This is a genomic window from Pseudomonadota bacterium, from assembly GCA_039196715.1.
Classification (GTDB): Bacteria; Pseudomonadota; Gammaproteobacteria; order CALCKW01; family CALCKW01; genus CALCKW01.
On record JBCCUP010000018.1, the window covers coordinates 47,299 to 69,023 of the forward strand.

At 67.8% G+C, this 21,725-nt stretch carries 13 protein-coding genes; 5 read left to right on the forward strand and 8 right to left on the reverse strand.

What is annotated here, in order from left to right; genetic code table 11:
• Window positions 1–15 precede the first annotated feature (15 nt).
• The gene (gene gshB / locus AAGA11_08790; protein ID MEM9602947.1) at window positions 16–969 is read right to left on the reverse strand and encodes a glutathione synthase; all 954 of its coding nucleotides are present in this window, start codon (window positions 967–969) and stop codon (window positions 16–18) included.
• A 255-nt stretch (window positions 970–1,224) separates the two neighbouring features.
• Between gshB and AAGA11_08795 the strand changes: the two genes are divergently transcribed.
• The 5 genes from AAGA11_08795 to AAGA11_08815 are packed head-to-tail and all read left to right on the forward strand — an operon-like array spanning window position 1,225 to window position 8,900.
• Window positions 1,225–1,599: a response regulator gene (locus AAGA11_08795; protein MEM9602948.1), complete on the forward strand. Its 375-nt coding sequence runs from the start codon at window positions 1,225–1,227 to the stop codon at window positions 1,597–1,599.
• Window positions 1,600–1,621: 22 nt separating this feature from the next.
• Window positions 1,622–2,140, forward strand: a complete 519-nt coding sequence (locus tag AAGA11_08800) for a chemotaxis protein CheW (protein ID MEM9602949.1) — start codon at window positions 1,622–1,624, stop codon at window positions 2,138–2,140.
• A complete protein-coding gene (locus AAGA11_08805; GenBank protein ID MEM9602950.1) occupies window positions 2,118–3,881 on the forward strand; it encodes a hypothetical protein in 1,764 nt (587 codons plus the stop codon). Before AAGA11_08800 ends, AAGA11_08805 begins: the two co-directional genes overlap by 23 nt.
• A complete protein-coding gene (locus AAGA11_08810; protein ID MEM9602951.1) occupies window positions 3,881–8,395 on the forward strand; it encodes a response regulator in 4,515 nt (1,504 codons plus the stop codon). The genes AAGA11_08805 and AAGA11_08810 overlap by 1 nt, the downstream gene beginning before the upstream one ends.
• 1 nt (window position 8,396) lies before the next feature.
• Window positions 8,397–8,900 (forward strand): hypothetical protein, encoded by a 504-nt coding sequence (locus AAGA11_08815; protein MEM9602952.1) that lies wholly within the window; start codon window positions 8,397–8,399, stop codon window positions 8,898–8,900.
• A 9-nt stretch (window positions 8,901–8,909) separates the two neighbouring features.
• Here AAGA11_08815 and AAGA11_08820 read toward each other — a convergent pair whose 3' ends face one another.
• The 7 genes from AAGA11_08820 to aroK form a co-directional block, all read right to left on the reverse strand.
• On the reverse strand, window positions 8,910–9,632 hold the full coding sequence (locus AAGA11_08820) for a 16S rRNA (uracil(1498)-N(3))-methyltransferase (protein ID MEM9602953.1): 723 nt from the start codon (window positions 9,630–9,632) through the stop codon (window positions 8,910–8,912).
• A complete protein-coding gene (dnaG, locus tag AAGA11_08825) occupies window positions 9,632–11,332 on the reverse strand; it encodes a DNA primase (protein ID MEM9602954.1) in 1,701 nt (566 codons plus the stop codon). Before dnaG ends, AAGA11_08820 begins: the two co-directional genes overlap by 1 nt.
• Window positions 11,333–11,559: 227 nt before the next feature.
• Window positions 11,560–12,897: an anti-phage deoxyguanosine triphosphatase gene (locus AAGA11_08830; GenBank protein MEM9602955.1), complete on the reverse strand. Its 1,338-nt coding sequence runs from the start codon at window positions 12,895–12,897 to the stop codon at window positions 11,560–11,562.
• Between the two features lie 133 nt (window positions 12,898–13,030).
• On the reverse strand, window positions 13,031–17,512 hold the full coding sequence (gltB, locus tag AAGA11_08835) for a glutamate synthase large subunit (GenBank protein MEM9602956.1): 4,482 nt from the start codon (window positions 17,510–17,512) through the stop codon (window positions 13,031–13,033).
• Window positions 17,513–17,859: 347 nt separating this feature from the next.
• Window positions 17,860–19,827 carry an AAA family ATPase gene (locus AAGA11_08840; GenBank protein ID MEM9602957.1) on the reverse strand — a complete coding sequence of 656 codons (1,968 nt, stop codon included), beginning with the start codon at window positions 19,825–19,827 and terminating at the stop codon, window positions 17,860–17,862.
• Between the two features lie 46 nt (window positions 19,828–19,873).
• Entirely contained in the window at window positions 19,874–20,965 is a 1,092-nt protein-coding gene (gene aroB / locus AAGA11_08845; protein MEM9602958.1) for a 3-dehydroquinate synthase, read from the reverse strand.
• Window positions 20,962–21,477: a shikimate kinase AroK gene (aroK, locus tag AAGA11_08850; protein MEM9602959.1), complete on the reverse strand. Its 516-nt coding sequence runs from the start codon at window positions 21,475–21,477 to the stop codon at window positions 20,962–20,964. The genes aroB and aroK overlap by 4 nt, the downstream gene beginning before the upstream one ends.
• Between the last annotated feature and the right edge of the window lie 248 nt (window positions 21,478–21,725).

Sequence of the window (21,725 nt, forward strand, 5' to 3'; positions counted from 1 at the left end):
GGCGCTGACACCGCGTCAGGCGGCTGCCAGCTGGCGCGCGATGGCGTCCATCAGGTCGCCGGCGATGTCGAGACCGCAGCCGGCGTCCAGTTCCCGGATGCACGTCGGGCTGGTGACGTTGATCTCCGTCAGGCGGTCGCCGATCACGTCGAGCCCGACAAACAGAAGGCCGCGGTCGCGCAGCGGCTGGGCAACGGCGTCGGCGATGGCGCGGTCGCTGTCGGACAGTGGCACCGGTACGCCGCGGCCGCCGGCCGCGAGGTTGCCGCGGGTCTCGCCGGCGCTCGGGATGCGGGCAAGGGCGAAGGGTGCCGGCACGCCGTCGACCAGCAGGATACGCTTGTCGCCCTCACGGATCGCGGGCAGGTAGCTCTGGATCATGCACTGCCGCCGGCCGCGTCGCGTCATGTGCTCCAGCACGACGTTGAGGTTGGGGTCGGCCTGACCGAGTCGGAAGATCGACTCGCCACCCATGCCGTCGAGCGGCTTGATGACAGTGTCTTGTTGTTCTTCGACGAATGATTTCAAGCGCGCCTGCGAGGCCGAGACCAGCGTCGGCGGGCAGAGGTCGGGGAACCAGGCGGTGAACAACTTTTCGTTTGCGTCGCGGAGCGACTGGGGTTTGTTGACCACCAGCACGCCCGCGTGCTCGGCACGCTCGAGGATGTAGGTGGCGTAGATGTAGTCCATGTCGAACGGCGGATCGACGCGCATCAGAATCACATCGAGCTCGGCCAACGGACCGTCGGTTGCGTTGCCGAGCGAGAACCAGTCCGTTTCGTCATCCGCGACGCGCACGGCACGGCGCGACGCGCAGGCTTCACCGTCGCGCAGGTAGAGGTCTGCGGGTTGCAGGTAGTGCACGGCCCACCCCCTCGCCTGGGCGGCGAGCATCATGGCCAGCGAGCTGTCCTTGACCGGCTTGATGTGTTCGATGGGATCCATGACCACGCCAATCTGGATCGTCATGTCGGGTGTCCTCCGTTCGCGTGTGACCGACCTGGAGCGCCGGGACCAGTGGATTCAGATGGGGGGTCAAAAGGGTGTTTCAAGTAGCCAAACGGATTAGAATGACCCGGCATCGGTGGACGCCATTTTACCGCGGCGCGCGCGGTTGCGCGCTCTGCAAGCCCGCACCGACCTGATGCCAAGTCTGCCACGACCCGTTTGCGTTTGGAGACGCCCGTGACCACAGAAGTCGCCCTGCCTGACAACATCAAAGTCATGGTGATCGACGACAGCAAGACGATTCGACGCACGGCGGAGAGCCTGTTGGTCGAAGCCGGTGCCAAAGTCGTGACGGCGAGCGACGGTTTCGAGGCACTGGCCCGGGTGGCGGAGCACAACCCGGACATCATCTTCGTCGACGTCATGATGCCGCGCCTGGATGGTTACCAGGTGTGCGCGCTGATCAAGCACAACGTCAATTACCGTCACATTCCGGTTGTGGTGCTCTCGAGCAAGGACAGCATCTTCGACAAGGCGCGCGGCAAACTTGTCGGTGCCGACAGCTACCTGACCAAGCCGTTCCAGCGGGACGATCTGCTCGCCGCCATTCGAACCCACTTCGCCAAACACGCGGAACCGGCCGGCGCATGAGCCGGCACCGGGCGACAAAACCATGAGCGCCACCGAATCCGCACCGCACCCCCGGTCTCCCCTCGCCATCCTGCACGACTACAGCGTGCGGGGCGGGGCGCCGCGTGTCGGTGAGCGCACGGCACCGGCGGCGGACGCAGCGTGGTCCGGCATGGTCTGCCAATTGGGCGACGAGCGGGCGATCGTACCGGTTGCGGAGGTGGCCGAAGTGATCGACATGCCGCGTGTCACGCGGGTGCCTGGCACCGCCAGCTGGTACCTCGGGCTCGGCAGCCTGCGGGGGCGTGTGCTGCCGCTCAACGACCTGCGCGGGTACCTGCACGGGCACCCGAGCGCGGCGTCCAGCCTGCGGCGCGTGCTGGTGCACGGCACCGACACCGACGGGGTCGGTTTCGTCGTTGACGACCTGCTTGGCCTGCACGCGGTGTCGGCCCCGCCCGGCGCCACCTGTGACTACCAGGGGCAGACGCTCGCCGTGTTGAGTCTGGCCGAGATCGCCACACAGCCGAGGTTTCAGCGTGTCGACCTCGAGTCCATCTAAGCCGCGCGAGGCGCGCGACGCCGCAGCCGGCTGGCTGTGGTGCGGTTGCGCGCTGGCGCTGGCCGCCGGCCTCGCGGCCGTCGCCTGGCTGGCCTGGGCGCCGGCGGTCGAGCAGCGGCACAACCTCGCGACTGAGGTGCACATCCGTGTCCAGCAACTGCGCTCGGATGGCGTGTCACTCGCCGCGGCGCAGCCCGGCGCGGCGGTGATCGACCGCTTCGCCGCGCAGCTCGAGCAGGCCGATGCGGCCTTTGAACGTCTGGCAGCGCTCGACCATCCATTGGTGGCGGCACTCGACTCGACCACCGCGTCCGACTGGCAGACGGCGCAGCGGCGCTGGCGTGCACTCGAAGCCGACGCCCGGCACCGCAGCCGGTACGCGGCGCTCTCGCGCGCCACCGCGGATCAACTGGACGAGTCCACTGCCGTGGCACTCAGTCTGGCGCGGGTCGCGCTCGCGCAGCCCGAGACCGAGCCGGCCCTGCGGGTCGCCTGGGCGCAGGTGCCCGTGACCCTGGCCACGCTCGCCGAGCGCGCGCGGGCGGTCGGCGTCGAGGCGTTGTCTGCACCCTTGTCAGCGGCGTCCGATGAGGTGCGCAGCGTGCTGACCCGGCTCGATACCAACGCGACGCGCGCCGGGCTGTCTGCCGTTGCCGTCGCGGTCCAGCAGGCGGCAGATCGCCTCGCTGCGCTCGAGGCGCGCGCGCCCGAGCGGCCGGCCGCGGGCGCAGTTGACTCCGCCGCCTCGGCGGCGAGTCGGGGTGTGCGGGCGGACATCGGCGAACGCGCGACCGATCGGGCACGCCTGCGCTGGTTGCACGGGCTGGCGGTCGGGTTGGGCGTGCTCGCGTTGTTGTGCCTCGGCAAGGCGGCGGTGTTGGCGCGCGCGACGCGCGGTCGGGAGACGCCAGCGGCCACAGCGCGCTTCAGCAAGATGCTGCGCAAGCTCACCGCCGACAACAAGCGGCACAACGGGGCGCTGCGCCAGCTCAACCAGGCCGGGCGCGAACGCGTGTCGGAATTGCGTGCTCTGGCCGCCGATGCCCGCAAGGCCGCGCGTGCACTCGCGCAGCTCGGCAAACCGCGTGCACTGGTCGCTCAACTCGGTGACCAGCGTCTGGCAACCCAGCGGCAGGCGACAAACCAGATGGCGACCACGCGCGCCCGCCTGGCCAACACGCAGAAGCACGCGCAGCAATGGGCCGAGCGGTGTGACGAGACGGCGGCGCTCGCCGAAACGCTGCGTCAGCTCGGTGAGCACGCGGCGCTCTTGCAGGTCAACGCGCGCATCCGCGTCGGTGACCCCGACGCCGTGCTGTCCGGTGATTTTCAGCGGCTCAACGACAGCGTGGTCAAGGCGCGGGCGCACGTCGATGCGCTGCGCCGTCGTCAGGCCGACGCGGCTGCGCGAACGCTCGACGCGCTCGAGGGCACCGCACAAGCACACACCGCCCACGAGCGCTCGGTGACACAGGCGACCTCACAGTTGAAGGCTTACGTGCGGGGCCAGCAGGACCTCAACGGCCGGCATGACGCACTCGACCGCGCCCAAGAACGACACGCCGACGCGATCGACGCCCTGCTGGCGCGTTTCGAAGCGGATATCGGGGCCGCCCGGCGCACCGTCAAGGCCCAGCGCCCTGCGGCACCTGCACGGCTCACTGTCGACGCGCCGCCCTCGGCCCGACCGGTGGGTGCGCGGGCGGTGCGCCGCGAGCCGGATCTGGAGCTCAGCGATTGATGTCTGTGCCGAGCGCCCCGCCGCGGTTCTACCCGCGCCCTATCCACGACGTCCTGCGCGAGCTGGGGTACGCGTTGTTCACCATCGAGCAGCAGCTCGCGGTGGTGTCGGACACCGGCAACGATGCGCACGAACTCGCGGTCGTCTTGCCGAGGCTGATCGAGGCACGCGACGTGTGTGCGCTGACCGGCCTCAACGGTCCGCACCTTCTGCTGGTCGAGATGGTGCGTGTGGTCGACGGGGTGATCGAGGGCGAATTCGAGCACGCGACTGACGCCACGGCCGCGCTGATGTTCGCCGCGGCGAAACTGCCGGGCTACGTGCAGCGCCTCGCGCTGGGCGGGCGTGACGTGCCGCTGGTGCTGATGCCGGTGCTCAACGACCTGCGTGTGGTGCGCGGCGCAGCGCTGCTCTCGGACTCGGTCATGCGGTTGCCGCTGTTCCGCCTGCCGCCGGACGACCTCGGCGCCTCGTCGTCGACCGACACGCTGTCGGCCACCGCGCAGCGCGTGCGCCCGCATTTCATGCGTGCCTTGCTCGCGTTGATTCGCGGCGAACCCGCGGCCAGCGCGCTCGATCACCTCGCCTGGAGCCTCAACACCTTGCGCGACGCGTCGCGCCGGCGCTCGGTGCGTATGCTGTGGTTGATCATGCGCGCGGTCATCGACGGCCTGCGGGTCGGCGCACTCGAACTCAAACCGGCCACCAAGGCTGTCCTCGGCCAGATCGAACGGTGCATCAAGTTGGCCGTGGAGCACGGCGAACGCGACCTGGTGGTGTCTTTGCCGCCGGAGCTGCTGCGCAACCTGCTCTATTACTGTGCGCAGGCGGGCGACGCCAGCGACGTGCTGACCGTGGTCCGTCAGCGTTACCGGCTAGACGACCTGCTGGCGCTGACCCCTGACACCGACGACGCCGTTGAGCGGGCCCGTCAATCGCTCGCGCCGGGCTTGCTGTCCGCCGCGCGCGACCAGGTGCAGGGCGAGTTGGAGCGCGTGCGTGACGCGGTGCTGGCCTTCGCGCACAGTGACGTGAGCGCCGACGAGACCCTGCGACCGGCTGGCCTGCTGCTCGAACGCGTGTGCGAAACTCTCGGGGTGCTCGGCATGAGTTCGGCGCGCACCACGCTCGTGACGTCGGTGCCGATGTTCCGCGGTATCCGCGACCGCCACACGAACGCGCGCGCTCTGGCGGCGCTCGCCGAAGTGCTGTTGCAAGGCAGCCGCCTGCTCGACAGCGAGCTCGACCGCCTTTCCAGTGCGCCGGATGACCTCGATTGCAGCCAGGAGCTGGACGTCGAACAGTCGGCCCTGTCGCGCATGCCGCGCGAGGAACGCAAGCAGTTGTTGCAGGCGGTGATTGCCCAGCTCCGCGAGGCGCTCGACAGTTTCGAAGAAGCCCTGACCAGCAACCGCACCGTACAAACCGAGGTGACCGAGCTGGCTGTGCGCGAGGCCTGCGACGGGCTGCGTGACGCCAACCGGGCGCTCGAGATTGTCTCGTTGCGCGCGGCCCACGATGCCTTCGGGCGCCTGGTCAGTGTGCTCGGGCACATCGAACCGGACGCGTTGCGGGCGGCCAACGACAGCCACCCCGTTGTGCGTACGGTGGCAGCACTCGACTTGTATTTGCGGTCGCTTGAGGACAACGACCTCAACGGCCGTGGTTTCCTGCGCGCGTGCTTCACCTCGTTGACCGAGATCGAGCAACAGGTCGCCTCGCAGATCATCGATCCCCCGGAGGGCGTGTCCGATGCGCCCGAGGCCACAGCGTCCCAACACGAACGGGCGGCCGGGTCGGCGGCGGCGCGTGCGAGGGAGAACCGTGCCACGGAAGACCCGTTGCCGCAGGAGCGCCTGCCGGAGGGACGCCTCCCGGAGGAACGCCTCCCGCTTCCCACACACACGCTCGACGGGGTGGGGGACACGCCGCAGTACGCCTGCGACGCCGACCTGCGGGCCATTTTTGTCGCCGAGGCTGGCGAGCAACTCGTGGCACTGCGGGCCCGGCTCGAGCAGCGCCTGGACGAGGCTGGGGGCTTGTTGGTCGACGACCCGGTTCGGCACCTGATCGACGCGTTGGTCCAACGCGCACGCCTCGCCGAAGTCGGTGCCGTGGCGGAGCCGCTGGTGCAGCTCGATCGCGTCTTTGCGCACTACCAGCGCAGCAGCGCCAGTGTGCCGGCGATCGAGATGGCGCTCGTCGAGCGCACGCTCGCATCGATCGAGCGCAGCCTCGATAACCTCAGCGTGCACCGGGCCTGCGACCCGGCCGCGGTCGAACTCCACCGCGAGTGGCAGGGCCTCGGCGCGGTGCTCGGCCTCGCGGTGCACGAGGACGATTCAGAGGTCACCGACGACCTGCGTGCGGTGTTCAACGACGAGGCAGAGGAACTGTTGGCCTCGGCGTCGGCTGCGCTCGCCGACTGGCAGGTGTCGCCCGGTGACACGGCCGCCTCGCAGCGGCTCATGCGGGCGCTGCACACGCTCAAGGGCAGCGCGCGGGTCGCCTGTGCGGACGCCGTCGCAGACACCGCGCACACGCTCGAGACGGTGGTCGCGGGCGGCGTCGCGGCGCCCGGTGCCGCGGCAGTCTCGGACCTCGATCGCATCCAGCTCGGCCTGGACCGCATCGCCGAGCAACTCAGTGGCGCCGACGTCCCACCCGAGGTCGAGGCGCCTGCGGCACCGGCGCTGAGCCCCGAACCCGCATCCACACCGACCCCGATCGGCGCTGCGCCGGTCGACCCGCTTGGCGACGACACGGGCGCAGACGTGTCGGACGACACCTTGCGTGTCAGCAGCCAGGAAGTGGGTGCACTCTCCGCGCTCGCGAGCGATGTGGCTTTGCACCGCGCCGCACTCAATGATCGCCTGATCGATGCGCAGGACCAACTCGACGAACTCGCGCGCTTGATCCGACGGGTGGAGGAGCACGCGCGAACGGTTGCCGCTGCACAGCGCGCCGGCGACTTGCCACAGGGCGTGCAGGAGTCTCTGCGCGATTTCGACACCGTGCAACAGAGTATCCGCGATCAGCTGCGCATGTCGCGCGCGGCGCTGGACGCGCAGCGCCAATCCGGTACGGCCTTGCACGACGGCCTGCTGAAGCTCCGGCTCGTGCGGTTTTCGAGCATTGTGCCACGCTTGCAACGTCTGGTCAGACAGACTGCGGCGGCGGCCGGCAAGACTGTGTCGCTCAGTGTGACCAGCGGTGATCTCACGGTCGACAGAGGCCTGCTGGCCCGGCTCGTCGGCCCGCTCGAGCACCTGGTGCGCAACGCCGTCGTGCACGGCATCGAACCCACTGACACGCGGCTGCAACGCAACAAGGACGCACGCGGCCGGGTGGTGTTGCAGGCTTTCCAACAGCACGGCAGTGTGCAGATCCGTGTAGCCGACGACGGTGGTGGCATCGACCTGGCGCGTGTTCGCGCCGCGGCAACGGCTCGCGGGCTCGACCTGCCAGGCGACGACGACGCGCTGGTCCACCTCATCCTGTCGCCGGGGTTCAGCACAGCGGACGCCGTCGATGCGCACGCCGGGCGGGGTGTGGGCCTCGATGTGGTCAACCGCCAGGTGCGCGAGGCCGGTGGCAACCTGAGCATCCAGACCCAGCCTGGTGCGGGGGCGGTCTTCGGTCTGCGGGTGCCGCAGAGCCTGAGCATCGAGAAAGTGGTGATCGTGCGCGCCGGCGATCAGCGTTTTGCCGTGCCGGTCAGCCAGGTGGTCAGTGTCGAACAGGTGCCGAACGACACCGTGCGCGATGCCTACATCAAGGCCGTTGCGTCTTACGGCTACGGCGGCGCGAGCTTCCCGATTCAACACCTCGGTGAGCTGCTCGGCATCGCCCAGTGGCAGCCCGAAGGCGCAGACGAGCACGCCCAACTGATCCTCATGGACGTTGGTGAGCAACGCGTCGCGTTGCACGTCGACGGGGTGGTCGGCCAGCGTGAACTGCCTGTCCGGGGTGGCGGGACCCAGCTGCAGAAACTGCGCGGCTACAGCGGCGCCAGTGTGCTCGCCGACGGCGATGTGGTGCTGGTGCTCGACGTCGCCGGACTGCTGCTCGAACGGGCCGGCCACGAGGCCCTCGTCGAGATCGGCGACGAGACGCGGGTGCTGGCGACGGCGGTTGCGAGCTGCGTCATGGTCGTCGACGACTCGGTTACCATGCGCCGTGCCAACGCCCACGTGCTCGGCAAGGGCGGCTACCGGGTGGTACGTGCACGCAACGGACTCGACGCGCTGCAACAGCTTGAGGTCCACCCGGTGGACGCCTTCGTGCTCGACCTCGACATGCCCGGCATGGACGGCTTCGAGTTGTTGCGGCGCTTGCGTGGTGACGCGCAGACCGCGTCCGCCCCCGTGGTGGTAGTGTCCTCGCAGAATGACCCCGACAGCCGCGCGCGGGTCGCGGCGTTCGGGGTCGACTACTTCCTCGACAAGCCGTGTTCGGGCCGCTTGCTGCTCGACGCCGTGGACCGCGCCATGCAGTCCGAGTCGGTGGTCTGAGGTGTCCGGCGACGACGTGGTTCGCGCCCCGCTTCAACCCCTGCGTTGCCTGGTCATGCCGCTCTCTGAGCGCTTTGCGCTGCTGCCGAGTGCGCTGGTGCACGCGCTGCTCTACAACGAACGCGTCTCGGCGCCGCCGCTGCACGCGCCTGCCTGGGTGTTGGGCAGTGTCCAACGGGACGGCAGTGGCGTGGTGCCACTCTTGTCACTTGAGCGTCTTTGCAGCTTGCGAACAGGTTCGAGTGACATTGGCCACATCGCGCTGATCCGGCGGGTCGACGTCGGCGAGACACCGCCGTTTTTTGCCGTGCGGCTCGCCGCGGCCCCCTGGGTGGTCGAAGTGGACAGCGCGAACGTGTCGCGCTCGGCCGCAACCGACGCGGGCGTCGGCTGCGTTGCGAGCCACATCACCCTCGACGGCAAGGCGGGCGTCATACCGGACCTCGACGCGATTGGTCGGCATCTCAGCGGCCTCTCGGACGGCGCGCCGGCGGCCGACGCCTGAGCACGCGGCCTACAGCAGTGCCTGACGGGCGCGCATCAGCGCGACGGCGACCACCGCTGCGGTTTCGGTGCGCAACACCAACGGGCCGAGCGAGACGCCTTGCCAGCCGTGCACCAGAGCGGCGTTCAGCTCCGCCTCGCTGAAACCCGATTCCGGTCCGACCATGACGCTCGGGCCAGGCGCGCTGGCCAGCGGGGCCTGGCTGATCAGCGTGTCGCAGCGCGGATCGAGCACCAGCCCCGGTGCGGTGTCGCGCAGGAACGGTTCGACGTTGCAGGGCGGGTCGAGGGCAGGGAGATCGCAGCGGCCACTTTGTTCACAGGCGCTGATCACCACGTTCTGCCAGTGCTGCTGTTTCTTCGGCAGTCGCTCGGCCGAGAGCCTCACGCTGCTGCGGGCGCTCATCAACGGCTGAATTCGCGCGACACCGAGCTCCACGCACTTCTGCAAGGCGTAATCCATGCGGTCGCCGCGCGACACGCCGAGCGCCAGTGTGATCGGTTGGCCGCGTGCCGGCCCGGCGTGGCACCGCTCGACCGCGGCGGTGGCGGTTCGCCCGGAGACGCTCAGCGCGGCAGCGTAGGCCTGGCCGTCGCCGTTGAAGAGCTCGATCGCCGCGCCCGACTGCAGCCGCAACACGCTGATCGCGTGCCGTGACGCACCGGGCGACAGTGGCACGCTGGCTCCCACGGCCAAGGTCGCGTCGGTGTAGAAGCGCGGCACGTGGGCCATCAGCCCTTGCTCTCGCGCAGCAGGCGGCGGTAGCGGTCGCGCTCTTCTTGAGAGAGTTCACCCAGGTGCCGGTTCTGCAACAGACTGGCGGCCTCGTCGGCGCGTGCGGTGCGCCGCAACCGGTCTAGGCTCTCCTCGAGCAGCGACCGGGCCTCGGCGGCGTCGTAGTCCCGGCCGTCGGGCAATTGCTCGGTGGCCAACTGCGCGAGTGCATCGTGCAGTGGGTCGTCTCGAAAGCGCTCCAGCAGGGTGGCCGTGGTGGGGCGGCTCAGCGACGCGGCGATCCCCACCAGCTTGTAGAACACCGGGCTGGCCGGGTCACTGTCACTGCACTCGAAGGCCTCGGGGTCGAGCTCGGCTACCAGGTTGGGAAACTGCACGATCATCGACAGCGCCGCGCGGATGGGCGTCAGGCGTTTGCCGTCGGGTTTGGTGGCGAGCCGAGGCTGCGTCGTCGCTGGCGGCGCACGCACCCCGGTGCCGACGGCCTCCTGGATGCGTTGGTTGAGCAGGTCGCGGTAGACGCCGTGTGGCAACTTGGCGATCAGTGGCGTCGCCTGTTCAGCAAGCCTGGCACGTTCGCCGATGCTGCGGGTGTCGGCGGCGCCGAGGTGTTGCAACAGGAAATCGGCCAGTGGCGTGGCCGTGTCGAGCAGGGCCTCGAACCCGCTCTGGCCATGTGCGTTGACGTAGCTGTCTGGGTCTTCGCCGTCGGGCAGAAACAGGAAGCGGGCCTCGCGCCCGTCGCGAAGCGCAGGCAAGGTGTTGTTCAGTGCCCGCCACGCCGCTTCCCGCCCGGCGCGGTCGCCGTCGAAACAGAACACGATGTCGTGCGCGAGCTTGAATAGCGCATTGACGTGGTGGGTCGTCGTGGCAGTGCCGAGCGTGGCGACGGCGTAGTCGATGCCCTGGTTGGCCAGCGCGACCACGTCCATGTAACCCTCCACCACCAGCACCCGTTCGGGTTTGCGCACCGCCTGCTGGAGTTCGAAGATGCCGTAGAGCGAGGTGCCCTTGTGAAACAGTGGTGTCTCGGGGGAGTTGAGGTACTTGGGTTCGCCCTGGTCGATCACGCGTGCGCCGAAGCCGATCACACGGCCGCGGCGGTCGCGAATCGGAAAGGTGATGCGGTCGCGAAAGCGGTCGTAGCGCCGGCCCTCACCGGCCAGCATGCCTGCGTGCTGCAGGGCGGCGCTGTCAGCCACCGGGTCGAGGTTGTTCCAGCCCTCGGGCGCGTAGCCGAGACCGAAGCGTTTGGCCGTCGCGCCGCTGAGCCCACGCCCTTTCAGGTAGTCGACCGCACGAGGCGCCGCGCGCAGCTGCTGCCGGTAAAACGCGTCGCAGGCGGCCAGCGCGGTGTACAACGGACTGTGGTCGACCTGCCGGGCCTCGTCGCCGCCCTCGCGTGGCACCTCGAGGCCTTGCTCGGCTGCGAGCATCTCGATCGCCTCGACGAAACCGAGACGGTCGAATTCCATCAGGAACCCGATCGCCGAGCCGTGCGCGCCGCATCCGAAGCAGTGGTAGAACTGCTTGCTCTGGCTGACCGTGAAGGAGGGCGTCTTCTCGTTGTGGAAGGGGCAGCAGGCGTGGTGGTTGGCACCCTTCTTTTTCAACGGCACGCGCGCCTCCACCACGTCGACAATGTCAACGCGTGCCAGGAGGTCGTCGATGAAGGACTGCGGGATGAGGCCGGCCATGCGCAGAGTGTACCGCTCGCGTCGCGCGACGTCAGAGCAGCGCGGTGGCGCCGGCTGGATGCAGTCGGCGCAAGTTGCGGAATCGAACGAGAACAGCGCCGGCGTGGAGTGATTTGCCAAATACTGCAGCGCAGTGTGCGTTCTGGTTCTGGCCAGCAGAGCAAGCGCAGCAAAGCGTGCAACGCCTGCGCCGTGTTCAGCCGATTATCCGGCTCGTGAAGACAGCGCTAGATGAGGTCGAACACCGAGCCGCTGCCCGGCAGTGTCAGCCGACGGTGCAGTTTTACCGCCGACACGTCGGTGAGACCGGACAGGTAGTCGCACAGCACGCGGGGCGAATTGTCGGCTTCGCGAAAACGCTGCAGCACCGGACGCGGGAGCAGCTCCTCGGGGTTGGCCTCGAGCACCGCAAACATGTGGAGCATGAGCTGCTGGCCGCGGTGTCGGTGCACCAGCACCTCCGGCCGTTTGATGACGTTGTCGAACACGAAGCGCTTGCACAGCGCGAGCAGCGGTTCGGCGTCCGGGTGCATCACCGCACGGTGGCGCAGCAACGGGTGCCCGAACGCGGGCAACTCGATGAGACTGACGGCGGTGATCAGGTGGTGTACCAGTCGGCTGATGGCGTGCTTGCGCTCGTGTGGCTGCGCGCTCAGCAACTTCTTCGAGTAGAAATCGAATTCGGTGTTGAGCGGGTTCGCCGGCAAGGCCTGCACGGCCGGGCCGAAATCCCCGTGCCAGCACTCCGGGGTGATCAGGCGCAGCGCAAGCGCGTCTTCGAGGTCGTGGATGCCGTAGGCGATGTCGTCGGCGATCTCCATGACGCTGGTGTCGAGTGCCTTGTGGCGCGAACGCAGGTGGCCTGAACCGACATCGTCCACTGCCGTCAGCGTGTCGCGGTCCGCCTGGCTGAACGGCGCAAACACCCAGTCGATCACGTCAGCCTCGTCGTCGTAGACACACTTGGGTGGATGCCAGGCCTGGAGATTCAGTGGAGCGGTCGCGGGTTGCGGTGTCTCGTAACGCGCGACCTGACTGAATGTGACCGGGTACTTGAGCACGCCGAGCAAGGTCCGGCGGGTCACGTCGATGCCGCAGCGCTCCGAGAACTCACCGAGTCGGCTGAGGATGCGCAAGGTCTGGCCGTTGCCTTCGAAGCCGCCCGCAGAGAGCATGGCGTAGTTCAGCGCCACCTCGCCGCCGTGGCCGAAAGGCGGGTGTCCGAGGTCGTGCGCGAGGCAGGTCGCTTCCATCAGCCCGCTGCTCGGCAGCCACGCGGCAAGGTGGTCGTCGCGGTTGACAGTGAGCAGGTGTTCGACAATGCCCGAGCCGATCTGCGCAACCTCGAGGGAGTGTGTCAGGCGGGTGCGGTAGAAGTCGTTCTCGCCGAGCCCGAGCACCTGGGTCTTCGATTGCAGCGCCCGGAACGACGCGGCGTGCACGATGCGCGCGCGGTCCCGCTGAAACTGCGCGTCGGGGCTGCCGGCGTTGAAGTGGGGGCGGTGGTCAGCCTGGTCGAGGCGGCTGCGGCGTTGCAACCAGGCCTGAGGGTCGTGCTCGCTCATGCGCGTGCGTCGTCGTTGAAAACGGGAGTGTAGAGGCCGCTCGCATGCGGTGCCGGGCGGTGTGGGCGTCCGCGGGCCACGCGGACGCCTCCAACCTCCTGCGCGCCCCGACGCCAGGGCGCGACGGCCGGCCTCAGGCGGCGCGGCGCAGGGTCGAGAACAGCTGCTCGAGTTCCAACGCTTTGGGCTTGACCAGCCAGAACTGGTTCTGAAAGGCGTAGAAGTTGTCCAACACGTCGTGGCCCCACGCGCTGTGCGTGGCGTCGACGTAGCGCTCGAGCAGATCGGTCAGGTGGTGTCGGTAGGCCTCGCTCTCCTCGGTGTGGATACGCGCAATCTCGACCAGCTCGTGGTTGTAGCGGTCTACGAAGTGGCGCTCCTGGTCGAGCACGAAGGCGAATCCGCCGGTCATGCCGGCACCGAAGTTCACCCCCGTCGGCCCAAGCGAGACCACGCAACCGCCGGTCATGTACTCGCAACCGTGGTCGCCAAGGCCCTCGACCACCGCTACCACGCCCGAATTGCGCACGGCAAAACGCTCGCCCGCGAGCCCGGCGGCAAACAGCTCGCCCCCGGTGGCTCCGTAGAGGCAGGTGTTGCCGATGATCGGTGTTTCACGCGAGTTGAACACGGCGCCGACAGGCGGCCGTATGACCAGTCTGCCCCCCGCCATGCCCTTGCCGACATAGTCGTTCGCATCGCCGATCAGCTCCATGTTGAGCCCGGCTGCATTCCAGACTCCGAAACTCTGGCCGGCTGTGCCGGAGAACTGGACCTCGATTGGCGCGTCGGCCATGCCGTAGTTGCCATGGCGGCGGGCAATTTCACCCGAGAGCCGTGCACCGATCGATCGGTCGACGTTCTTCAGCTCGTAGTGGAAGCGGCCGCCACGCTTCTCCACGATCGCCGGGAGGCAATCCGCGACGATGCGTTCGGCGAGTTCGGCAGCGTCGAACGGTGTGTTGCGCTCGGTGAGGCAGAATCGCGGTTCGTCGTCTGCAATGCCACCGTCGCTGAGTACCGGCGAGAGGTTGATCTTCGCCTGACGCGCAGTGATGCCGGGCTGTTGTTCGAGGTACTCCGGATGGCCGATGAGGTCTTCGAGGCTGCGAAGACCCAGTGAGGCGAGGATGCGGCGCACGTCTTCGGCGATGAACCGCATGTAGTTCATGACCTTGTCGACGTTGCCGTTGAAGTGCCGCATGCGCAGCACCTTGTGTTGGGTTGCCACACCGGTTGCGCAGTTGTTGAGGTGGCAAATGCGCAGGAACTTGCATCCCATTGCGATCATCGGGCCAGTGCCGAAGCCGAAGCTCTCCGCGCCGAGCGCTGCGGCCTTGACCACGTCGAGGCCGGTCTTGAGGCCGCCGTCACACTGGACGCGGACCTTGTCCCGCAGGTTGTTCGCGCGCAGCACCTGGTGCGTCTCGGACATGCCGAGCTCCCAGGGGCTGCCAGCGTACTTCACCGACGTTAGCGGAGAGGCCCCGGTGCCGCCATCGTAGCCCGAAATGGTGATGAGGTCAGCGTAGCATTTTGCAACCCCGGCTGCGACAGTGCCGACACCCGGCTCGGCAACCAGCTTCACCGAGACCAGCGCCTCCGGGTTGACCTGCTTGAGGTCGAAGATCAGCTGGGCGAGGTCCTCGATCGAGTAGATATCGTGGTGCGGTGGCGGTGAAATCAGGGCCACGCCTGGCATGGAGTGGCGCAGCTTGGCGATCATCCGGTTGACCTTGTGGCCCGGCAGCTGCCCCCCCTCGCCCGGCTTTGCCCCTTGCGCCACCTTGATCTGCAGCACTTCGGCGTTGACGAGGTAGTGTGGCGTCACACCGAAGCGACCCGACGCAATCTGCTTGATCTTGGACACCTTCTCGGTGCCGTAGCGTTCCGGGTCCTCGCCGCCTTCGCCCGAGTTGGAGCGCCCACCCAGGCGGTTCATCGCCTCGGCCAGCGTCTCGTGGGCCTCGGGGGACAGCGCGCCGAGCGACATGCCGGCCGAGTCGAAGCGGCCCAGAATGGCCTCGACCGGTTCGACGTCTTCGAGTGGAATCGCTTTGCGGTCGCGCTTGAGGGTCAGGAGGTCGCGCAACAGCACTGGCGGGCGGTCGTCGACCGTGTCGCGGTAGGCCTCGTAGTCGGACCACTCGCCACTGGTCACCGCGGCTTGCAGCGTCTTGACCACGTCGGGGTTGTACACGTGGTACTCGCCACCGTGGATGAATTTCAGCAGGCCACCCTGATCGGGCTCGACCGTCGGGTCCTCGGCAGCGGCCGCCCAGAGCGCGCTGTCGGCTTGCAGGTCGTCGAAGTCGGCACCCTGAATGCGGCTGGTGGTGCCGGTGAAACAGGTGTCTACCACCTCGTCGGCGAGGCCGACGATCTCGAACAGCTGGGCACCGCGGTAGCTCGTGATGCCCGAGATCCCCATTTTCGAGAGGATTTTCAGCAGGCCCTTGTTGATGCCCTTGCGGTAGTTCTGCTCGAGGTCCTGGACGTCGATGTTCTCTTCGTCGATCTGGCCCGAGGCCACCATGCCGTTGAGGCTCTCGTAAGCGAGGTAGGGGAAGACGCAGGTTGCACCGTAGCCGATCAGGCAGGCCATGTGGTGCGGGTCGCGGGCAGTGCCGGTGGCGACAATGATGTTGGCATCGCAACGCAGGCCCACCTCGATCAACGCGTGGTGCACTGCGCCGGTCGCGAGCAGCGCGTGCGCGGGCAGGCAGCCGGGTCTCAGCCGGCGGTCATTCAGGATGATGATCGAGTCGCCAGCGCGCACGCGGGCAATCGCCTCCTTGCACACAGCGTCAATCTTGTCTTTCAGGCTGAGCTGCGACGGATCGTAGTTGAGGTCGATCACCGCGTTGCGGTATTCGCGCTCGTCCGACATCGCCCGCAGCGTTTCGAACTTGGCGCGCGAGAGGATGGGGCTGCGCACCACGAGCCGCTTTGCGCCGCGTTCGCCGGCCTCGAAGAGGTTCACTTCGGCACCGAGGCAGGTTTCGAGCGACATGACGATCGATTCCCGCAACGGGTCGATCGGCGGGTTGGTGACCTGGGCGAACTGCTGGCGGAAGTTGTCGAACAGCGAGCGTGGCAACTGTGACATCACCGGGTAGGGCGTGTCGTCGCCCATGGAGCCGATGGCCTCCTGGCCGTCTTCGGCCAGGACACGCAGGATCTGGTCGCGCTCCTCGAAGGTCAGGCCGAACATCTTCTCGTGCAGCCGCAGGTCCTCGCGGTCAAGCGGCGGCCGATCGCGGATGTCATCGCGCAGGCGCGAGCGCAGTTGCCGCGAGTGGTCGCGCAGCCAGCGCGCCCAGGGTTGGCTCTCGGCAAGCCGCTGGTCGATTTCCTTGGGTAACAACAGCTCGCCGGTGTCGGTGTCGACGGCAAACATCTGCCCGGGGCGTAGACGCCCTTTGCTGGTCACATCCTCGGGGGCGTAGTCGTAGACACCGATCTCCGAGGCCAGCGTAATGTGGCGGTCGCGCGTGATCACGTAACGCGCCGGTCGCAGGCCGTTGCGGTCCATCGAGCAGCCGGCATAGCGTCCGTCGGTCAACACGATCCCGGCCGGGCCGTCCCAGGGTTCCATGTGCATGGAGTTGTATTGCAGGAAGGCGCGCATGTCCGGCGGCAGATCGTCGTTGTTCTGCCATGCCGGTGGAATCAGCGTGCGCATTGCGGTGAAGATGTCCATGCCGCCGTTGATCAGCACCTCGAGCATGTTGTCGAGTGAGGAGCTGTCGGACCCGGCCATGCCGATCACCGGGGTGAGTTCCGGCAGCTCGGGCAGCAGGGCGTTGGTCAGCTTCTGGGTGCGCGCACGTGCCCAGTTGCGGTTGCCGCGGATGGTGTTGATCTCGCCGTTGTGCGCGAGGTAGCGGAAGGGCTGTGCCAGTCGCCACTCAGGCAGCGTGTTGGTCGAGAAACGCTGGTGGAACACCGCGATGCTCGACGCCAGGTCGTCGCGCTGCAGGTCCTGGTAGAAGACCGGCAGGTTTTCGGGCATCACCATGCCTTTGTAGAGCACCACGTCGGCCGTCATCGATGGGATGTACAGGCTCGGGTCGTCGGCGTGGGCGACTTCGGTCCGGCGACGCGCAACGAACAGGTGGCGGTTGAAGGTGGCGGTGTCCATGTCGTCGGGCGCGCCGACAAACAGCTGTTCGATGCGCGGCAACGACTGCAGCGCGTGCTCGCCGAGCGCGGCGTGGTCGGTCGGCGGGGTGCGCCAGCCGACCACTGACAGACCGCATTCCTCGAGGGTGCGTTCGAGGGTCGCAATGGCGGCGTCTGCACGCGCCGCGTCCTGGCTCAGGAACACCAGCGCCGTGGCGTAGTGCGCCGGCAGGCTCAGGCCGGTCTCGGCCGCAGCGGCACGCAGAAAGGTGTCGGGCTTCTTCAACAGCAGACCACAGCCGTCACCGGATTTGCCGTCGGCAGCGACGGCCCCGCGGTGCGTCAGGCGCGCCAACGCGGTGATCGCGGTGTTCACGACCCAGTGGCTGGGCTCACCGTCCATGTGTGCGATCAGGCCAAAACCGCAGTTGTCACGCTCAAACGACGGATCGTAGAGGCCGTGTTCGGCGAGCCTGTCCAAATTGTTCATTGACGCAGTCCAGTGTGCGGCACCCTTCACCGTGCGACGCAAGAAAGACGCAAATCGGTGCCGGTGTGCGCAGTGTGCGTACGGGCGACCGAGCCTGCCATCTGACGCGCTACTGGCGGGACGGTTCCCCGACTGCGGGCCCGTCCGAAGGGGAGCAAAATGCGAAAAAAGCAAAGCCGGCAGCGTGTCGCTGCGTCTTTGCGGGGTCCGTCGGGTGTCTGGGATCGCCTCGACGGCCAGGCATTATAGCGGCTGAATATCAGCCTGGCAAAGCGCGTGATTTGCGCCGGATTTGCGTGACGGCGGTGGCTGTGGCGCGCTCAGGGCTCGCCGGCCACCCACGCACCTCAGTCGATGGCCCGTTGCACGTCGCCGAAGGTGCGGATCCAGGGGGAGTTTTCTTGCCAGACTTCGGGCAAGGACGCGACCGCCTCCCGGGCAGCGCCGCTGCTGTCGAAATCGCCGTGCACCAGCGCAAACCAGGGTTGGCCGTTGCGCAGTGTGCGGTAAATCGCGCTGAGGCTGGTCATGCCGTGGCGGCGAGCGTGCAGGCGCAGCGCCGCTTCGTCCGCGCCGGCCAGCAATTGCACCGTGAAGCGGTCGGGGTCGCGGCGTTGAATCCACTTCTCGCCGCTGATCACACCGCCGAGGATGCTGTTGTTGATGGGCTGGCTCGGTGTGGTCGTCGTCGCTGGTGTCGGTTCAACGCTGGCGGCGGTGCGGGGCGTGTCGCTGCGTGCGGGTGCGGCGGCCTGCGGTGTGGCCGGGTCGGCTGCCTGCACCGACACGGCTGCCGACTCGGTCTCGGCGGCGGTTGCCGCGGCGGCGTCGTCTGATGCGGCCACGTCTGAAGACACCGCTGCCGCCGTGGATTCTGCCGCCGTGGACTCGGCCGCCGTGGACTCGATTGCTGTGGTGGCGTCAGCCCCGGTTGCCGACACGCGCTCTTGCGCAGGTTCTGCGGCCGTCGCTGCGGCGGCAGCCGTCTCCTCGACCTCGACGCGCTCGCCGGCGCTCGCCTCGACAGCAGGCGCTGCGGCAGCCGTCGCTGCGGCAGCCGTCGCTGCGGCAGCCGGCGCTGTGCTTGTCTCGGTCGCCGCGGCGGCATCGACCTCGGCGGCGCGGGCTGCCGTGTCGGTCTCGGTGCTGCCGGTCTCCACCGGGACCGGTTCGACCCGGGTTTGGGCGGTGCGGATCTCCAGCGCGTTGTCTGCTGCGATCGGTTCTGCGCCCGTCGGCGCCTCGGCCACGGCGTTGGCACCGGGGTTGGTCGGCAGCGGCAGGCTTTTCACCAGCGTGTCGCCTTGCGTTCTCGGTTGCGCGTTCCAGGCGCCGAGCGCCAGACCGATCACGAGCATCGTCAAGCCGGCGAGGACCCACCGCAGGTTGCGCCGTGTGGCGCGCCACCACTGGCCGGGCATCATCAGCGCGTGCCACTGTTGGCGGTTGAAGGCGGTGTTCAGAGCCTGTGCCGCCGCGCGGTCGATGTACCCCGGGAGTCCGTTGCTGCTGTGGGTCACCATGCGCAGCTCGCGTTCGTCGAGCGGCAAGTCGTCATCGTAGCCGGCTGAGGCGAGACGGGTGGCGATGTAGCTCGCGGTCTCGTCCGCGTCGAGCCGCGGCACGGTGAAAGCGTCCACCTGGCCCGCCTCGATGTGCTGGCTGTGCACGCCGTCGAGCAGGGCCTCGGCGGGCTCGGCGCTGCTGAACAGCACACTGACCGGTTCGGCGATCTGGGCGTTGATGCAGTCGACTTCCTGCAGCAGGGCCTGCATCTCCGCGACCGGCATGCGGTCGACGTCCTCGACCACCAACACGCTGGTGGCGCCGAGGTCGGCGTTTTCAGCCAGGTGGTCAACGAGCTGCTCGGTGCACTCGGCCAGGGTCTGTGGGGTGGTGCTGCGGTAGGCGCTGAGCATGCTTCGGATCACGGCGTCGGCACTGACGCCGGCGCCAGCACGGGTCAGGAACACGTGGCCGCCGTCGTAGAAGCGCTCGAGCAGTTGCGCGATCGTGCAGGTTTTCCCGGATTCGTCGGCGCCCTCGAGGATCACCAGGGTCTCGGCGTTGCCCACGCACGTCTCGAGCTCGTCGAGCAGGGTCGCGAGCTGGTCGTTATAGAAGTAGGGGATCTGGCCGCCGGGGGCGCGAAACGGCTGGTTGTGCAGCCCCAGCGACAGGATGGCGCGATCGGTCAGTCGGCCGTCGGGCGCGTCTGTCGATGGCCGTGGCCTGCTTGCACCCGCCTGAAATCGATTGAAAAGTGCCTGCAGTGGACCGCCAGTGTGTCGACGGGTGGCGCCTGTGCGTGGCATAGCTCGACCTCGGGTACGTGCATGTCAAACTATTGTCTCGCACATATCACGCTTTATCAATAAGTTGCACGATATTCCTACGAGAGTATTCAGATGTTGTAACAGATTTGCCCACACCGACCGGCAAGACCAGGCGAATCTGCCCCGCACGGGCCTTCTTGTCGCGGGCCATGAGCTCGAGCAGGGTCTCGGCGTCGAGGTTGTGCGGCGGCTCGGTCGGCAGCCCCGCCTGCTCGAACAGGGCCTCGGTGCGCTGCCGCAATGCGGTGTCGATCAGGCCCTCGCGTTCGGCCAGACGGGCGGCCAGACACATGCCCGTGGCGATCGCCTCGCCGTGCAGCCAACTGCTGTAGCCGGTGTGGGTTTCGATGGCGTGGCCGAAGGTGTGGCCGAGGTTCAGCAGCGCGCGCTGCCCGGCCTCGCGCTCGTCCGCCGCGACCACCCGGGCCTTGATCGCGCAGCTGGTCGCGACCGCGTGTTCGAGCGCACGGTGCTCGCGCGCCAGCAGCGCGGCGAGATTGGCTTCGATCCAGTCCAGAAAATCCGCGTCGAGGGCGAGGCCGTACTTGATCACTTCGGCCATGCCCGCGCGGAATTCGCGCGCGGACAGCGTGTCGAGCGTCGAGAGGTCGACGAGGACCGACTGCGGCTGGTGGAAGGCGCCGATCATGTTCTTGCCGCGGCTGTGGTTCACACCGGTCTTGCCCCCCACCGAGGAGTCGACCTGGGCGAGCAGGGACGTCGGCACCTGCACGAAGTTCACGCCGCGCTGGTAGCTCGCGGCGGCAAAGCCGGTGATGTCGCCGACCACGCCGCCGCCAAGGGCCACCAGCGTGCACTCGCGGTCGAAGGCCCGCTCGATCAGCGCGTCGACGATGCTGTCGATGGCCGCGAGGGTCTTGTGCTGCTCGCCCTCGGGCAGCAACACGGTGTGCGTCTCGCGGTCCGCGAGTGCGCCGAGCAGGGGGGTGGCGTAGTGCTCGGCGATTTGCGCGTTGCTGACCACGAGCACCTGGCGGCCAGGCACCGCGGCCCGCAGCAGGTCGACGTGCTGCAGCAGGTCGCTGCCGATGTAGATCGGGTAGCTGCGCGCGCCCAGATCGACGTGCAGCGCCGGCGTTGGCAACTCGGTGTTCACGGCCGTGTCCCTTTTTCGATGAGTCTGGCGACAGCGCGCGCCACGTGCTGAGGCGGTTTGTCCGAGGTGTCGATCACGTGGTCGGCGACCTCGACGTACAGTGGCTCGCGTTGCGCCTGCAGGGCTTCGAGCGTCGAACGCGGGTCGTCACCTCGCAACAGGGGTCGGTTCTTGTCACCGGCCGTTCTGCTGAGTTGCTGGTCGATCGTCACCCGCAGGTAGACCACGGTGCCACGCGACCTCAGCATGTCGCGGTTGTCGCCGTCGAGCACGGCGCCGCCGCCGGTGGCCATGACGATGTCCTGCATCTGGGTGAGTTCGTCCAGCAGTTGGCTTTCGCGTTGACGAAAGCCCTGTTCACCCTCGAAATCGAAGATCGTCGGCACGTCGACACCGCAGCGGTTTGTCAGCTCGATGTCGCAGTCGTAGAAGTCACGTTTGAGCCGTTTGGCAAGGTGTCGGCCGATGGTCGATTTGCCGGCCCCCATCGGGCCAACGAGAAAAACGTTCATGTGACTCGCGAGCCCGCCGCGCCGTGAAGTGACACCATTGTACCTGCAGGCCGGTCTGCGCTGGCGGGTCGAGCACGCGCCATCACGCAAAAAAAAAGGTTCATCGTGCATTAGCGTGAAGGGAGAGGCAGGCGGTCGATTGGCATAAGGTTGTAAGTGCGACCAAACAGCCAACCAAAAGACCGCCGCCATGCTCGATACTACGTTCCCCGGCCTGAGCTGGGTAGGCTTTGTGCCCTATTCCGCGA

Bases quoted from the DNA above. Each gene is read 5' to 3' on its own strand.
- gshB (MEM9602947.1), bottom strand. From the start codon at position 969: ATGACGATCCAGATTGGCGTGGTCATGGATCCCATCGAACACATCAAG.
- AAGA11_08830 (MEM9602955.1), bottom strand. From the start codon at position 12,897: ATGAGCGAGCACGACCCTCAGGCCTGGTTGCAACGCCGCAGCCGCCTC.
- AAGA11_08810 (MEM9602951.1), top strand. From the start codon at position 3,881: ATGTCTGTGCCGAGCGCCCCGCCGCGGTTCTACCCGCGCCCTATCCAC.
- gltB (MEM9602956.1), bottom strand. From the start codon at position 17,512: ATGAACAATTTGGACAGGCTCGCCGAACACGGCCTCTACGATCCGTCG.
- AAGA11_08840 (MEM9602957.1), bottom strand. From the start codon at position 19,827: ATGCCACGCACAGGCGCCACCCGTCGACACACTGGCGGTCCACTGCAG.
- dnaG (MEM9602954.1), bottom strand. From the start codon at position 11,332: ATGGCCGGCCTCATCCCGCAGTCCTTCATCGACGACCTCCTGGCACGC.
- AAGA11_08795 (MEM9602948.1), top strand. From the start codon at position 1,225: ATGGTGATCGACGACAGCAAGACGATTCGACGCACGGCGGAGAGCCTG.
- AAGA11_08820 (MEM9602953.1), bottom strand. From the start codon at position 9,632: ATGGCCCACGTGCCGCGCTTCTACACCGACGCGACCTTGGCCGTGGGA.
- AAGA11_08800 (MEM9602949.1), top strand. From the start codon at position 1,622: ATGAGCGCCACCGAATCCGCACCGCACCCCCGGTCTCCCCTCGCCATC.
- aroK (MEM9602959.1), bottom strand. From the start codon at position 21,477: ATGAACGTTTTTCTCGTTGGCCCGATGGGGGCCGGCAAATCGACCATC.